17 protein-coding genes and 1 other annotated feature are annotated in these 15,154 nt (G+C 43.7%); of the genes, 11 read left to right on the forward strand and 6 right to left on the reverse strand.

Annotated features, from left to right (window positions below):
• Positions 1–23 precede the first annotated feature (23 nt).
• Together MHI27_RS06520 and MHI27_RS06525 are read right to left on the reverse strand one after the other, a co-directional pair.
• Positions 24–632, reverse strand: coding sequence for a class I SAM-dependent methyltransferase (locus MHI27_RS06520; protein ID WP_405175867.1), 609 nt, complete (start codon positions 630–632; stop codon positions 24–26).
• Positions 632–1,588, reverse strand: coding sequence for a TIGR01212 family radical SAM protein (locus MHI27_RS06525; protein ID WP_076286344.1), 957 nt, complete (start codon positions 1,586–1,588; stop codon positions 632–634). Before MHI27_RS06525 ends, MHI27_RS06520 begins: the two co-directional genes overlap by 1 nt.
• Positions 1,589–1,911: 323 nt before the next feature.
• Here MHI27_RS06525 and MHI27_RS06530 point away from each other — a divergent pair, with 323 nt between their 5' ends.
• Positions 1,912–2,097, forward strand: a complete 186-nt coding sequence (locus MHI27_RS06530) for a hypothetical protein (RefSeq protein ID WP_042125061.1) — start codon at positions 1,912–1,914, stop codon at positions 2,095–2,097.
• Positions 2,098–2,293: 196 nt separating this feature from the next.
• Positions 2,294–3,010, forward strand: a complete 717-nt coding sequence (gene trmB / locus MHI27_RS06535; protein ID WP_036679523.1) for a tRNA (guanosine(46)-N7)-methyltransferase TrmB — start codon at positions 2,294–2,296, stop codon at positions 3,008–3,010.
• 84 nt (positions 3,011–3,094) lie between these two features.
• Here the strand turns inward: trmB and MHI27_RS06540 are convergent, their stop codons facing one another.
• Entirely contained in the window at positions 3,095–4,210 is a 1,116-nt protein-coding gene (locus MHI27_RS06540) for an MGDG synthase family glycosyltransferase (protein WP_405175868.1), read from the reverse strand.
• Positions 4,211–4,259: 49 nt separating this feature from the next.
• Positions 4,260–4,787: a phosphatase PAP2 family protein gene (locus MHI27_RS06545; protein WP_042185706.1), complete on the reverse strand. Its 528-nt coding sequence runs from the start codon at positions 4,785–4,787 to the stop codon at positions 4,260–4,262.
• A 404-nt stretch (positions 4,788–5,191) separates the two neighbouring features.
• Between MHI27_RS06545 and MHI27_RS06550 the strand changes: the two genes are divergently transcribed.
• The 4 genes from MHI27_RS06550 to rplT all read left to right on the forward strand — a co-directional run bounded on the left by MHI27_RS06550 (position 5,192) and on the right by rplT (position 7,859).
• Positions 5,192–6,430 (forward strand): glycosyltransferase family 2 protein, encoded by a 1,239-nt coding sequence (locus tag MHI27_RS06550; protein WP_042185708.1) that lies wholly within the window; start codon positions 5,192–5,194, stop codon positions 6,428–6,430.
• Positions 6,431–6,508: 78 nt separating this feature from the next.
• Positions 6,509–6,653, forward strand: a sequence feature (ribosomal protein L20 leader region).
• A gap of 56 nt (positions 6,654–6,709) precedes the next feature.
• Complete coding sequence (gene infC, locus MHI27_RS06555) at positions 6,710–7,207, forward strand: translation initiation factor IF-3 (RefSeq protein WP_036679510.1); 498 nt, start codon at positions 6,710–6,712, stop codon at positions 7,205–7,207.
• 60 nt (positions 7,208–7,267) lie between these two features.
• Positions 7,268–7,468: a 50S ribosomal protein L35 gene (rpmI, locus tag MHI27_RS06560; RefSeq protein ID WP_036679507.1), complete on the forward strand. Its 201-nt coding sequence runs from the start codon at positions 7,268–7,270 to the stop codon at positions 7,466–7,468.
• A 31-nt stretch (positions 7,469–7,499) separates the two neighbouring features.
• A complete protein-coding gene (gene rplT / locus MHI27_RS06565) occupies positions 7,500–7,859 on the forward strand; it encodes a 50S ribosomal protein L20 (RefSeq protein ID WP_042125073.1) in 360 nt (119 codons plus the stop codon).
• Between the two features lie 139 nt (positions 7,860–7,998).
• Here rplT and MHI27_RS06570 read toward each other — a convergent pair whose 3' ends face one another.
• Positions 7,999–8,541, reverse strand: a complete 543-nt coding sequence (locus tag MHI27_RS06570; RefSeq protein WP_042185711.1) for an acyl-CoA thioesterase — start codon at positions 8,539–8,541, stop codon at positions 7,999–8,001.
• 307 nt (positions 8,542–8,848) lie between these two features.
• Here MHI27_RS06570 and MHI27_RS06575 point away from each other — a divergent pair, with 307 nt between their 5' ends.
• The 5 genes from MHI27_RS06575 to MHI27_RS06595 all read left to right on the forward strand — a co-directional run bounded on the left by MHI27_RS06575 (position 8,849) and on the right by MHI27_RS06595 (position 14,200).
• The gene (locus MHI27_RS06575; RefSeq protein WP_405175869.1) at positions 8,849–9,904 is read left to right on the forward strand and encodes a BMP family protein; all 1,056 of its coding nucleotides are present in this window, start codon (positions 8,849–8,851) and stop codon (positions 9,902–9,904) included.
• Positions 9,905–10,083: 179 nt separating this feature from the next.
• On the forward strand, positions 10,084–11,622 hold the full coding sequence (locus MHI27_RS06580; RefSeq protein WP_042125080.1) for an ABC transporter ATP-binding protein: 1,539 nt from the start codon (positions 10,084–10,086) through the stop codon (positions 11,620–11,622).
• On the forward strand, positions 11,615–12,688 hold the full coding sequence (locus MHI27_RS06585; RefSeq protein WP_042125082.1) for an ABC transporter permease: 1,074 nt from the start codon (positions 11,615–11,617) through the stop codon (positions 12,686–12,688). Before MHI27_RS06580 ends, MHI27_RS06585 begins: the two co-directional genes overlap by 8 nt.
• Positions 12,689–13,645, forward strand: coding sequence for an ABC transporter permease (locus MHI27_RS06590; RefSeq protein ID WP_042125085.1), 957 nt, complete (start codon positions 12,689–12,691; stop codon positions 13,643–13,645).
• Positions 13,646–13,846: 201 nt separating this feature from the next.
• Positions 13,847–14,200 carry a hypothetical protein gene (locus MHI27_RS06595; RefSeq protein ID WP_042125087.1) on the forward strand — a complete coding sequence of 118 codons (354 nt, stop codon included), beginning with the start codon at positions 13,847–13,849 and terminating at the stop codon, positions 14,198–14,200.
• Between the two features lie 22 nt (positions 14,201–14,222).
• Here the strand turns inward: MHI27_RS06595 and MHI27_RS06600 are convergent, their stop codons facing one another.
• A complete protein-coding gene (locus MHI27_RS06600) occupies positions 14,223–14,669 on the reverse strand; it encodes an N-acetyltransferase (RefSeq protein ID WP_042125089.1) in 447 nt (148 codons plus the stop codon).
• Positions 14,670–15,154: the final 485 nt, after the last annotated feature.

Genomic DNA, 15,154 nt, shown 5'->3' on the forward strand with positions numbered 1-15,154 from the left:
CCAAATATAAAATAGTTTGATGCTTACAGTTTAAGAGGGGATTCCTTTTTCTTTTCGAGCGCAATCATATAAGGTGAATCCGTGCGCTGCAGCTGACGATAAACAATGCTTTGTGCTACCTTTTGGGAAACAGCTGCTGCCCAAGATTCAACGGCAGCGGCTTCTTTATCTCCGCCTGCATGGCCGGGATAAAGAACTGCCGTAATGATCCCACCTGGACGCAGTAACTGGAGAGAAGCTTCCAAGGCTGCAATGGAGCTGTCCGGCTGAGTAATGATGTTCTTGTCGGCATCTCCTGAAGGCAAGTAGCCTAGATTGAACATTACAGCTCCAACGGTGCCATGCCAGTTCGCTGGAACAGCTTCAGCCATTTCGGCGTGACTACGTTCCAGCAAGGTGACGGTGGCGAGCGAGGGAGCTTCCTCTCTTGCAAGCCGCAGGCGCTCTTCAGCCAGCCTCAGCGCTGTAGCTTGAATGTCAAAGCCGTAGACTTCACCGCGAGTTCCAATTGCTTTGGCTAGAAAAAGCGTATCAGCACCAGTACCTACAGTGGCATCAATCGCACGATCACCTAAAGTTAACCGCTCAGAGATTAATTTATGAGCAAAGCTTAAAACGGACATAAAGCCCATTAGCTCTTCCTCCAATACTTACCCTGCCAAGTATCACGAGCAACTAGCTCATCGTCAATGGCATTTAGCACTTCCCATTTCTTGAGGCTCCACATCGGTCCGATTAAGATATCCCGAGGAGCGTCTCCAGTCAAGCGATGTACAATCATTTCAGGGGGCAAAATTTCGAGTGAATCGGCAATGAGCTTCACATACTCGTCCTGTTCCATGAATCGTAGCAATCCAGCTTCGTATTGCTTCACCATGGGTGTTTTACGCATGAGATGCAGAAGGTGAATCTTAATTCCTTGCACATCCATGCGAGCCACAGCAGATACCGTTTCAAGCATCATTTCATGCGTCTCCTGTGGGAGACCGTGAATGATATGGGTGCAGACACGAATGCCATGACGCCGCAACTTCTCAACAGCATCTACATAACACTGGCTATCGTGAGCCCGGTTAATTAGCTCAGAGGTGGAGTCGTGTATAGTCTGGAGACCCATCTCTACCCACAGATACGTGCGCTCGTTTAGCTCGGCCAAATATTCGACAACATCATCCGGCAAACAGTCAGGCCGTGTAGCAATAGATAGTCCAACGACACCTGGCTGCTGTAAAATCACTTCGAAATATTCTCTAAGCTCTTCGACCGGAGCGTACGTATTCGTATAGGCCTGAAAATATCCAATGTATTTAGCGTTTGGCCATTTTAGATGCTGCTTGTCACGGATATTATTAAATTGGGTGACGAGATCATCTCGGCGACTTCCCGCAAAATCACCAGAACCTCTGGCACTGCAAAAAGTACAACCACCTTTAGCGATGGAGCCGTCACGGTTGGGACAGGTAAAGCCTGCATCAAGCATAACTTTGAATACCTTGGTGTTCAAATGTTCACGCATTTCGTAATTCCAGGTATGAAAACGTTTATCTCCCCAAAGCTGCGGAGGAGTAGTGTATTGAAGATTAGACACGAGGAGCTCCTTTCTGAAAATATAAACATAGATAAGTATCCTTATCCTTATATTTTTCTGAGACGGATGGCATCCTTTATAAAAGAACACACAGCCGTTTCTTATAATCCAATACATTGTATCAAAAAACAGAGCTCGGCGTAACATTCACTCCCGGTACTGGCATGAAAAATAGGCCGAAAGTAAGGCGCTTTCAACTTGAAAATGCTTACATAGTATGTTATATTCAGAGTGTGAAAAGCTGCTGTGGCTTAAAGAAATTCAGCCAGGAGTTCATAATTTCGTGTCGTCCGATCCATAATAATAACCGTGAGGTGATAGCAATGAATTCTCAAACGGTATATGCTGAGGGTAAAGATTCGATTGAAGTCCACTTAACGCCAGATGAAGCCCTTGCACTAACAGGTGTGGAATTTAACGGCAACCCTAAGATCAAGACAGATGCACAGCGTAAAATTCGCAGCGCATTCGAAAAAAAGACATTTGCCACCAGCTCAAACACAAAGTAGATCCTAATCTACCGGACAAGAATGAGCCTTAATTCCAAATATACACAACGAAGGAATTCCCCTGGATAGCTCATTTAAGAGCTGAGCCAGAGAATTCCTTTTTCTTTTTTACCTCAATCCCTTTACTTTTCGGGACAATTTCGGCACAATATTGCAAGTGACAGTTATCGTATAAGAGATAATCGGAGGAATACCTATGCGTTTACGCGGAAGAAAAGGAATACGTGAAAGTTTGGAAGAACAGACCGATCTAGTCATTCTTGACCCTCGGAGTTATAAAGGTGAGTGGTCCAAGCTGTTCGGGAATGATCATCCGATCCATGTGGAGTTCGGAATGGGCAAGGGACAGTTTATCAGCCAAATGAGCTTCAAATATCCCGATATTAATTTTATCGGCGTTGATATGTATGATGAGCTGATCCGCCGTGCTGGAGATAAGGCTAGAGCAGTATGGGAGCCGGCAGGTCATGAGACGCCGCCCAACCTGAAATTGGCACTCGCCAATATTGATTATGCAGAGGAAGTATTTGCTCCAGGAGAGCTGGAACGAATTTATCTTAACTTCAGTGATCCGTGGCCAAAGAGTAAGCATGCTCGTCGTCGTTTGACACACCCGCGTTTTCTTGACAAATATCGGGGGCTGCTAAGCGACTTAGGTGAAATTCATTTGAAAACAGATTCTCGAAGCCTATTTGAATTCTCATTAAATGCATTTGCGGACTTTGGTCTACAGATGAAAAATATCTCGTTAGACCTACATGCGGACGGCATCATAAATGAGGATCATATTATGACGGAATACGAGACGAAATTTGTCGGACGTGGCGTGAATATCCATCGTTGTGAGGCCATTGTAGGTGCGGAAGCGCTCAAGCAGTATCAAGCTACCCGTTTGGACAAATATCGGTTGTAGTTACAAAGCACTACTCCAAAAGATGTGCTTCAATAATAAAGCGGCAGCCTCCAAGTGGTTTGGAGGCTGCCGCTTTTAAATTAACTATTCCAATAATTCGATAATGCTCTGAGCACATTGCAATGGGTGGTAACGGGCGATTTCCTCAAGATGAAGTTTTCGCTTATTCTGCACATCCTCGTAGTTGTTTAATAGACGTTCCATCCACATTACGACTACGTCTAAAGACTCTATCGGCTCTCCGAAACCTGCTGCGGTAAAATAGCGGCAATTCTCCTCCTCCTGCCCGGGCAGAGGGTTATAGAAAAGCATCGGTATTCCTTTAGCAAGCCCTTCACTGCAGGTCATTCCACCCGGCTTCGTGACGAGCAGATCGGACACCTCCATCAGCTTGTCAATCTCACGCGTAAAGCCGATCAAGGATATATTAGGATGATTATAACGTGAGTCTTCATTCATTTCCTGAAGCAGCTCTTCATTCTTGCCGAGACAGAAAACAATCTGAATCTTTTCTCGCCATTCCGCCAGACAGGCATTTACAACCTGATCGTTCATGATCCCCCAGCCGCCGCCCATGACTAGTACCGTTGGCATATCCTTGAGATTGAATTGCTGTCGAATCTCCTGCTTTCCAGGATGCTGCCAAAAGTTAGGGTGTACGGGTATCCCTGTAACCTGAATTTTCGCAGAAGGAATGTTTCGCATACGCAATTTGGATTTAACCTCTGGTGTTGATACCAGATAACGGTCTACCTCTGGACTGATCCAACTGGCATGTGCGTCATAATCCGTTATAACAGTTACGAGTGGCATCTTTAGGGTAGGATCCACTCTCTTAAGACGAGATACTACAGCACCCGGAATGAAGTGTGTGCAGACAATAACGTCAGGTTTCAACTGCATAACAACATTTTTGGTATGCGTATAAAATATACGATGCAGGGCAAGCGTGGTAAGACGATTAAATGATTTCTGGTGACGGTAGACATACCCCATCAGCTTTGGCTGAGTCGTTACCGTCTTACGGTAAGCAGACAGAATAATGGGTGCCATTTTGGGATTAAGGAAATTCCCAAGTTCTAGCACCTTCGTTTGTAAATTAGGTGACAGTTGGCGCAGACTGCTCGACAGCGCATAAGCTGCTTGAGTATGTCCTGCTCCAAAGCCTTCTGAGAGTATTAAAATTCTTTTTTTTTGCAATTTTGATTCACCTATTCTCAAAGGTTTTCCCGGTTTAACCATATATACTTCAGATCCATAAGGCTATAGTGCCCGCTGCAACACTGGTTCCGATCACTAAGCCTGCAAAGACATCAGATGGATAATGTAATCCCAGATAAATGCGTGAAAACCCGACAATACAGGCCAGCGGCAGCAGAATAACGGTCAAGGCAGGAAATGCTACCATATATGGGACCGTTGAAGCAAAGATAGCTGTAGTATGACCAGAAGGAAAAGAATGATCCTTTAATGGATTACGAAATGTATTCGTATCCGGTAACGCCAGATAAGGCCGCATGCGTGGATACAGTTTTTTGGCGACAGCAACGGGCAAATGGCTAACAGCTAGAGCCGTCATTGCTTGCAGGCTAGCGGTTCTCCATGGCTGAGGAGCAAATGCCCATATCAGTATGTTGATAACAATTGTGCTTGTAGCTCCACCCAAATGAGTGAGATAGAAGAGCCAAAAGTTCAGAAAACGATTATGCATTCGTCCGTTGATCCACTTAAAAAGGTGCCGCTCCCAGAGATGTAGCTTCATGAATAAATGTCTCATATCTTGTCCCTCCGCCAGTCGGCTACCGATAACAGGTGCTTATGAGCAGTCCGTTCTTTAGCATTAGATCTGTCTTAATCATACTTTTTAAAGGTAGTCCATTTCAAGGAAAAGCTCAGTTTTGCTAGAAATTTGCTAGTTTTGACTTAGAGCCGCTAACGCCGTACAATGATTCAAGCGGACTAAACATGTTTAAAAGGGTAAGAGATAAATAAGGATCCAAATAAATGGAATCCATACAATTCTTTTAAACAACACATATAAAAATTGTGAAGTCTGCCTAGAATAAGAATACTCTTGGTCTATTGTTAAGGGATGCAACAAAAGGGTCAGAAGGAACGTCAAGCAAGCTAGAGAGAAAAAAAAGAACACCGAGAGTGAAAAAAAGGGGGCATCAAAAGGTCATGACAGACGCACTGTTTGTTACGCTCCAAGTGATCTTGGCAGCAATCGCAGTATATCAGTTTACCTTTTCGTTATTTGGTCTGCACAAGAAAAAGACAAAGACAAAGTATAAGCCAGAAAAAACATTTGCAGTACTTGTTGCTGCACATAACGAGGAAGAAGTCGTCGGCGCGTTAATGGAGAACCTGAAGCAGCTTAACTATCCTTCAGAACTGTTTGACGTATTTGTAATTTGTGACAATTGTACAGATGGCACAGCTCGCATCGTTAGAGAGCACGGAATGAACGCTTGTGTCCGTACTAACCCGAATCTACGTGGTAAAGGTTATGCCATTGAATGGATGCTCAAGGAGCTTTGGGGCATGCAGCGTCAATATGACGCAGTTGTAATGTTTGATGCCGATAATCTGGCACATACTGAATTCCTAATGGAGATGAATAATGATCTTTGTTCAGGAGCACGTGTTATTCAAGGTTATATTGACACCAAGAATCCAGAAGATTCCTGGATTACTGCAGCGTATGGTGTGTCGTATTGGTATATTAACCGTTTGTGGCAACTTTCACGCCATAATTTAAATATGGCGAACTTCCTTGGCGGAACAGGAATGTGTTTCGAGACCAATCTCCTTAAAGAGATGGGCTGGGGAGCTACAAGCTTGGTTGAGGATCTGGAGTTTACGATGCGCAGTGCATCTCATGGTGTATATCCTAAGTTCAACTATGACGCAAAAGTATTTGATGAGAAGCCTCTAACTTTCAAGGCCTCTTCAAGACAGCGTCTGCGCTGGATGCAAGGACACTTTACTGTAGCTCGTCGTTATTTTTTTCCATTACTTTGGCAAAGTATTAAAGAACGTAGCCTAACGAAGTTTGACCTTGCGCTTTACGGAGCAAATGTGTACATTGTTTTGCTCACCTTCTTGATGACGGCGGTAATGTGGGTGGATATGGCCCTCTTTAACGGACCGAATATTGCTAATATTTACGGCAGCTTGCCAGTCTGGCTCGGTTTCCTTGCGATCGGTTTGAATCTGGTGACCTTTGGGATTGCGATGGCTTTGGAGAAGGTTAAATTCAAGAAGGTGTACGCTTATCTGGTGTTCTTCCCAATTTACCTGATCTCTTGGTATCCAATTACGTTCTATGCGTTCTTTACGCAGAACAACAAGCAATGGAGCCATACCAAGCATACGCGTGTCGTAAGACTTGAAGAAGTGCAAAGCAAGCAGGTATAAGATATTTAAGAATATTGAATAAAAGAATTGACACTCCGTTTGGAGTGGTGTATAGTATTCAAGTACGCAAATCATAGGGATTGCAAGAAGAAGCACCTGCTTCTCACCTGACTGGCATATTCGCCGGCTGGTTTTGATCTCAATGCTTTATGAATGTTAATGTTCATGAACGTTGATCAAACACGGGGTGTCGGGTGTTACCGGCACCCCTTTTTTATGGAGTAAGGCAGTATAGTTGTTAAAAAGATCCGGAGGTGGAGAGTTATCAGTAAGGAACATATGATCAATGATGAAATTCGGGCCAAAGAGGTACGGTTGGTTGGTGCGGAAGGTGAACAAATCGGAATTAAACCGATCCGCGAAGCGTTGCAAATGGCGATCGATCTTAATCTAGATTTAGTCAATGTAGCACCACAGGCTAAGCCGCCGGTATGCCGCATCATGGATTACGGCAAGTTCCGTTATGAAACGCAGAAGAAAGAGAAGGAAGCCCGTAAGAACCAGAAGGTCGTTGATATCAAGGAAGTCTGGTTCCGTGCTAACATTGAGGAACATGATTATCAAACCAAGTTCCGCAATGTGATCAAGTTCTTGGGTGAAGGCGATAAAGTAAAGTGCTCCGTTCGTTTCCGCGGACGTGAGATTACACATGCGAATATCGGCCAGAAAATCCTCGAGCGTGTTAAGAACGAAGTGGCTGATATATCTGTTGTTGAGCGCCAGCCTAAGCTGGAAGGTCGCAGCATGATTATGATCTTGGCTCCTAAAGCCCAATAAATCTGGAGTCACTTGCTTACATGCAATTTGGCGCCGCATAATATTCAAGGAGGAAACACCATGCCTAAGATGAAAACACATAGCAGCCTGAAAGGCCGCTTCAAAATTACCGGAACTGGTAAAGTAACACGTTACAAAGCTCACAAAAACCACTTGCTGTCCCACAAATCTAAACGCGCTAAGCGCGTTCTGAACGGTAATCCAGTAATGGCCCCTGGGGATGTAAGACGTTTGAAACAAGGATTGGCTAACTTGAAATAGTTTATCACACATTTTTGGGAGGTTTATTAATATGGCAAGAGTTAAGGGCGGATTTGTAGTTCGTCGTAGACATAAAAAAGTATTGAAATTGGCAAAAGGTTATTTCGGTTCTAAACACCGTATTTTTAAAACAGCTAAAGAACAAGTAATGAAATCGATGGTTTACGCTTACCGCGACCGTCGTCAAACTAAACGTAACTTCCGCAGACTGTGGATCGTTCGTATTAATGCAGCAGCTCGTTTGAACGGTCTTTCTTACAGCAAGCTTGTATACGGCCTGAAATTGGCTGGTGTAGAAGTTAACCGTAAGATGCTGGCTGATCTGGCTGTAAATGATCTTAACGCATTCAACTCCTTGGCTGGTATTGCCAAAGAGAAAATCAACGCGTAAGTGTTGTAATATAATCGAAAAGCACCGCCTGCGGGTTGCCCGTGCAGCGGTGCTTTTTTGTGTGGTATGAAGTATATAAAATGAGGAAATGATTCCTCTGCCGTAAAAAAATGAGAAAAAAACTCTGCTTAATGCAGAGTTATTCCCAGTACTTCACAGTATTGAGCTCGGCAGCGAGCTTTTTACTGATGGTTCTTCTTACTTTACGTAGCTCAGAACGTTCATTAGCTGATTCGCTGATCAATTTCTCTTCATCGGTCTCTGGGATTATGGCAGGAACTGGAGTGGGAGTACCATCCTCCCCAACTGCAACAAAGGTAAGGAATGAAGTGGCAGCGACGGCGCGCTCACCCGTATATAAGTTTTCTGAAATGATCTTTACGAATACCTCTATGCTTGTACGTCCGGTCCAAGAAACGAAGGATTCGAAGCATACGGAGTCTGTAGGTCGGATGGGCCTCAAGAAGTCAACAGAGTCTGTAGAGGCTGTAACGACATTAGCACGGCAATGGCGCATAGCTGAGATGGAGGCTACTTCATCAATGCCGCTCATAAGCTTACCGCCAAACAATGTTTTGTGATTATTAACATCATTAGGGAAAACGCGTCCGGTTTTGAAGACACGGGATTCACGGCAATATTTAAAAGCCGGCATCGTTTGTGGATTTTTTTCATCGGTCATATCTGATAACTTCCTTTCAGTGCAAATACTAAGCAATCATAATAATAGAAAACACATAAGTGTGCAATAATATTTGTAATGTGTTGGAATACTATACAAAGTAAAATAAGGTTTTCTAACATCATTCAAACATGATGATAACATGTCGTGTCATGGAAAGCGGTTACTTACGAAAAAGTACAAATATTTATTGACCTGAGGTCATTTATGGACTGGATTTTAGATTTTATTGCAGTTATAATTTGATCTATGGAATGTCCAAGTAGAACACAGATGACATCCAATATTTTAAGGGGGATCACATTCAATGAAAAACGTTTTCAAGCTATCTCTTGTAATGTTGCTGGCATTCACAGTAGTATTGGCCGGTTGCGGAAACAACAACGCTAAGAATGCTGCAAATGGCGAGACTAATGCAGGAACAAATGGCGGAACAAATGCCGCAAAATCTGATTTCAAATTTGGTATGGTTACTGACATCGGAGGCGTAAACGATAAATCGTTTAACCAATCCGCATGGGAAGCATTACAAGCTCTTGAAAAAGAAACAGGTTCTTCCGTTAAATATTTGCAAAGTAAATCAAACGCTGACTATGAGCCAAACCTTAACCAATTCGTTAAAGATGGCTACAACTTGACTTGGGGTATTGGTTTTGATCTTGGCGACGCAATTAAAAAGGTTGCTGGTGAGAACGCAAATGCTAACTTGGCAATTATTGATAGCGTTGTAGATGCTCCTAACGTAGCATCCGTTACTTTCTCTGAGAACGAAGGTTCCTTCTTGGTTGGTGTGGTTGCTGGTTTGACTACAAAAACTAACAAGGTAGCTTTTATCGGCGGTATGGAAAGCCCAGTAATCAAACGTTTTGAAGTAGGCTTTAAAGCTGGTGTATTAGCAGTTAAGCCTGACGCTAAAGTTACAATTACTTATGCAGGTGCATATGACAAACCAGATACTGGTAAATCTCTTGCCGCTACATTATATAACGATGGTAATGACATCATCTTCCCTGCTGCTGGTGCAACAGGAAATGGCGTATTTAACGAAGCTAAATCCCGTAACAAAGCTGGCGGTGCAAAAGTTTGGGTTATCGGTGTAGACAAAGACCAATCCATTGAATTTGGTACGGACGTAACTTTGACTTCCATGATCAAACGCGTTGACGAAGCTGTGAAGAAGGTTTCCAAAGAAGTAATCGATGGTACTTTCAAAGGTGGTACTACAACTGTTCTTGGTTTGAAAGACAATGGTGTAGGTATCTCTGATACATCTAAAGTTAACGTTTCTGAAGAGATCTTGGCTAAAGTTGAAGATTACAAAAAACAAATCATTGATGGAACAATTACAGTTCCTACCGAGTAAGATCTCCCTTTTATTTGTCGGATTACAATAAGCAACAAAGAATAAGGCCGGTTATGTGCTGGCCTTATTCCTTGTTAAAGCACTGGTTATGATAAGTTGGACACAGTTATACCGTCTTGAAAAGGGCGGTACATCCGTGTCTGCATGGTAGTTATATATTCTGTGATGAGGGTGATTCCATGAGTGCTGCGGCTCCTGTCGTAGAGTTGAAGCAAATCACAAAACGATTTCCTGGTATTGTTGCTAACGATTCCATTAGCTTGACCTTAAAAAAGGGTGAGATTCTTGCATTGCTCGGTGAGAATGGTGCAGGTAAATCAACCCTAATGAATATCGTGTTTGGATTGTATCAACCGGACGAAGGTAGTATTGAAATCGACGGGAAACCGGTTATAATTGATAATCCCAATAAAGCGATTGAGCTTGGTATTGGTATGGTGCATCAGCATTTCAAGCTCGTGGAACCTTTTACGGTTACCGAGAATATTGTTCTTGGGATGGAGCCGAAGAAAGGTCTTAAAATTGACTATAAATCCGCTGCGGAACAGGTTCGGAAGCTATCGGAGCAATATGGCCTGCAAGTGAATCCAAATGCCGTTATTCATGACATTTCTGTAGGTATGCAGCAAAGGGTAGAAATTATGAAGACCCTGTACCGCGGAGCGGATATTCTCATATTTGATGAGCCGACTGCAGTACTTACGCCTCAAGAAATTACGGAATTGATGGCGATTATGAAGCGGCTTGTTGCAGAGGGAAAATCTATTATCCTGATTACGCATAAGCTAAAAGAAATTATGCAAATATCTGATCGGGTCACCATTATTAGACGCGGAAAAGTAATCGATACCGTAAATACCGCAGAGACTAATCCGAATGAACTAGCTGAGAAGATGGTTGGACGTGGCGTAACCTTCAAGGTAGATAAGAAGGCTCCTGAGGTTGGCAAAACTGTACTCGAGCTGAAGGATGTGAACAGCAAGAGTAAAGACGGTGTCTCGGTGCTGGACGGTCTTAGCTTTGATGTGAAAGCCGGAGAAATTCTCGGAATAGCTGGTGTAGATGGCAATGGACAGAGTGAACTGATTCAGGCCATTACAGGTCTGCGTAAAATTGATTCTGGTTCTATTCAGGTGTCCGGGAACGAAATAGCTAATTTATCCCCGCGTAAGATTACGGAGATGAATGTGTCTCATATTCCAGAGGACCGTCATAAGCATGGTTTGGTGCTTGATTTCTCAGTAAGTGAGAACATGGTTCTGGAAACTTACTATAAGAGTCCATATAACAAAAATGGCTTTATGCAAAATGATGTCATTGATAAATATGCTGAAGGTCTTGTGGAGCAATTTGATGTGCGTACACCTTCAATTCAGACCAAAGCACGTTCTCTATCCGGCGGAAATCAACAGAAAGCGATTATTGCTCGGGAAATAGATAAAGATCCGACATTACTTATTGCAGCACAACCAACACGCGGTCTAGATGTTGGGGCTATCGAGTTTGTTCAAAAGCAGCTTATCGCACAGCGTGACCAAGGAAAAGCTGTATTGCTCATTTCGTTTGAATTGGACGAGATTATGAATGTATCAGACAGAATTGCTGTTATCTATGAAGGCAAAATTGTCGGTGAAGTGTTCCCGCAGGATACGAATGACCAGGAACTGGGTCTTATGATGGCAGGCAGCTTGAAGCGGGGAGGTAAGGCAGTTGAATAAGTTCAAAAAAATCTTCACAACTGACAGCTATATCGTTCCTCTTGTCGCCATCGTACTTGGTTTTCTTGTGGGAGCAATAGTTATGCTTATGGGTGGTTATGATCCGATAACTGCTTACTCCGCACTGTTCTCACGTGTATTTGGTAACTTGTACAACTTTGGTGAAGCCGTGCGCGAAATGACGCCATTAATGCTCACTGGTTTAGCCGTAGCCTTTGCATTCCGTTCAGGGATGTTTAATATCGGGGCAGACGGACAAGTGATGATTGGTATGACAGCTGCGACCGTGGTGGGCATTAAATTTGCAGCCTTGCCAGGATTCATATTGGTTCCGCTTGCTGTTATTATAGCAGGGTTATGTGGAGGTCTGTGGGCTGGTATCGCCGGCTACTTGAAGGCCAAACGTGGGATTAATGAAGTTATTACCACGATCATGTTAAACTGGGTTGCTCTGTACTTGTCGAATTATATTGTAAGAGCATTTCTTTTACTCCCGGGACAGAATCGTTCCGAGGATATTCCAGCTTCACTTTCTATGACGTTCTTGAATTCGTTATTTGACAATGCACGTCTGCACTGGGGAACAGCTATTGCCCTTGCTGCAGCAGTATTCTTCTATGTCTACTTATGGAAGACTAAGCAAGGATATGAAATGCGTGCTGTTGGTTACAATCCTCATGCTGCCGAGTACGCAGGTATGAATGTTGGCCGTAACGTTGTAAAAGCAATGTTCATAAGTGGAGTATTTGCAGGGTTGGCCGGAGCAGGGGAGGTACTGGGTGTATTCCATTATCAATCTGTGTTCGCGGCATCACCAGGATATGGTTTTGATGGTATCGCAGTGGCTCTACTTGGTTTAACACATCCACTTGGTGTTGTTCTTGCTGCGATTCTCTATGGTACGTTGACTTATGGTTCTGCAGGAATGAGTTTTGCTGCAGATGTTCCTCCAGAGCTTATTCGTATCGTTATAGGTTCAATCATATTCTTTATTGCGGCACAAGGGATTGTGCGCTGGGTGCTTAAGCCCTTTTACTTCAAGCGCAAGAAAGAGAAGGTGTTATAGATGGATCTGCAGACGTTAGGTCAACTGCTTAATACAACGCTTGTTTTTTCCACAGCGCTTATTTTTGCCTCACTTGGCGGCATCTTCTCTGAACGCTCCGGTGTCGTAAATATTGGACTTGAAGGTTTGATGATGTTTGGTGCTTTTGCCGCAGCAGTGGGCGGTTATTATGCTCAAGATGCTGGGATGGGTGAATGGGCTCCTTGGATTGGCGTACTATGTGCTATGGCCGTCGGGGTAATTGGTTCACTAATTCATGCAGTTGCAGCTATTACCTTTAAATCGGATCAGACGATCAGTGGTACGGTTATTAACTTTTTAGCCGCAGGCAGTACGCTCTACATGGTAAAGCTGCTGTTTGATGGATCTGCTGAAACTCCACTAATCGATGGGTTTAACAAGGTTTCAATTCCTGGACTCTCCAAAATCCCGGTGATCGGTGAAGGGATATTTAATTCCTATCCGACCACTTATCTGGCCATTGTGCTGGTTATTGTTATTTATTTCGTTTTGTTTAAAACGCCATTTGGACTGCGTTTACGCGCAGTAGGTGAACATCCTAGTGCTGCAGACACCTTAGGGGTCAAGGTGAAGCGGATGAGATATATCGGCGTAATGCTGAGTGGATTGCTGGCTGGTATCGGTGGTGCTACAATCACTCTAACTACAACTGGAACCTTTGGACATAATACGATTTCAGGTCAAGGTTTTATCGCTATTGCAGCGATGATCTTTGGTAAGTGGAATCCGCTTGGTGCCTTTGGCGCTGCTGTATTCTTCGGATTCTCTCAAGCGATCCGTAACTACGTACAATTGTTTGAATGGTCAAAGGACATTCCACAAGAGTTTATCTTTATGATTCCTTACGTATTAACGATCATTGTATTGGTAGGTGCTGTAGGTCGTTCCGCTGCTCCTAAGGCATTAGGTCAGCCTTACGATCCTGGTAAACGCTAGATCTTTTCGATTTTTTGCTTATATCATTATCAAGCCGTATTTCCGGACTTTTCCGGAGATACGGCTTTTTTTGTTAGGATCGATATGGATAAACATTAAGAGGTAAAGGGCAAGTGTACAGGCGAAGGTACTTTTGTGCGAATAAACTGTTTTGAAGATGGTGGGAATCAGAGGCATGCAAAACTTTTTGGAGGGGATATTATGACTAAGCCAGTTACGAAAAAGCAGGTTATGAGGCTCATAGGTAAACAGATCATCGCTGTGAAAAAAGATGGCACACAGGTTACAGGAAAGCTGCTTCGTGTATCAGGAAATCGTCTTATTTTACAACGTGTAAGTGGTAAAAAAGTACAAACTAAAGCAATCATTCCATTAGTGTTGTTTGATTTGCTCGCCATTGGTACTGCCCCTTATGCTTATGGTGGAGGTTATGGCGGTGGCTATGGAGGAGGCTATGGTGGAGCTACACCTTATGGTGGCGGTTACGGATATGGAACTCCTTATGGAGGTTATGGGTACGGAGGCACACCATATTCACCTTTTGGATTCTTTTGAGTTCCGATAAGTGCTGCTTTGGCTAGGAGAATCGTTTCTCAAGCTCGTAACAAAAACTTAGCGATTGATAACGGGCTACGCTGTAGCCCAATTTTCGATAAAAGGCTAGCGCTGCTGCATTCCCTAGATCGACGGATACCTTAGAACGATGGCAACCGCGAGAAAGTGCAAATCTTTCTGCCCGATCCATAAGCATATTTCCCAAGTGTTTTCGCCGAGCATCTGGTGCAATGGCTAGCATATCGATGTAGAGTAAATCACCATGCAGCAAGAAATGGACAAACCCGTTTGGATCGCTTTCATAGTCGGGACAGGTGACAAGGGTGATTCCGTGTCCTAGGCGACGGGGTAAATCCTTTTTGATTTTAGTGATTTCAGTTTGTGGCAGATGAGATAATGGAACGAGCTGTCGCTCGATTAAATCAAAAATAACAACGTCATCCTGCTTCGGTCGACGATAACGAATCATAGAGCGTCCCCTTTCCACGCATTGTCGTACATCATATGTTGAGAGAGGGGCAGGCGTTCCGAGAGCGTAGAAGCAGGAGTTGTGACGATTTTAAAAATAAGGGTATTGACTATCCGTGATAGGAATCATATAATGTGTCTAAACATTTTAACGAACATACATGTATCGGCAATGATGAGGACGAAGTTTTAAGGGCTCTTTTGCTCAGAGAGTGTGAGGATTTGCTGCAACCTCCACCGAAATCCCTTATATACGAGCTCACCTCGGAGCTGTTTCCCTGAAAGGTCCACTGGTTAGAGTGGTGGAATTATTAGGGGGAATCGTTTAGTCCGCGTTACGGACTTCAGGTTACAGAGATTAGGGCCCTTGCCTACATCGATGGATTTTTGTATACCTGATAAGGCGTTGCATCGCGAGATGTAATGCAAACATGGGTGGTACCACGGAAGATCAACCTTTCGTCCCTCACGCGCTAATACTGTGCG

The sequence above is a fragment of the Paenibacillus sp. FSL H8-0261 genome, assembly GCF_045040645.1.
GTDB lineage: Bacteria > Bacillota > Bacilli > Paenibacillales > Paenibacillaceae > Paenibacillus_AQ.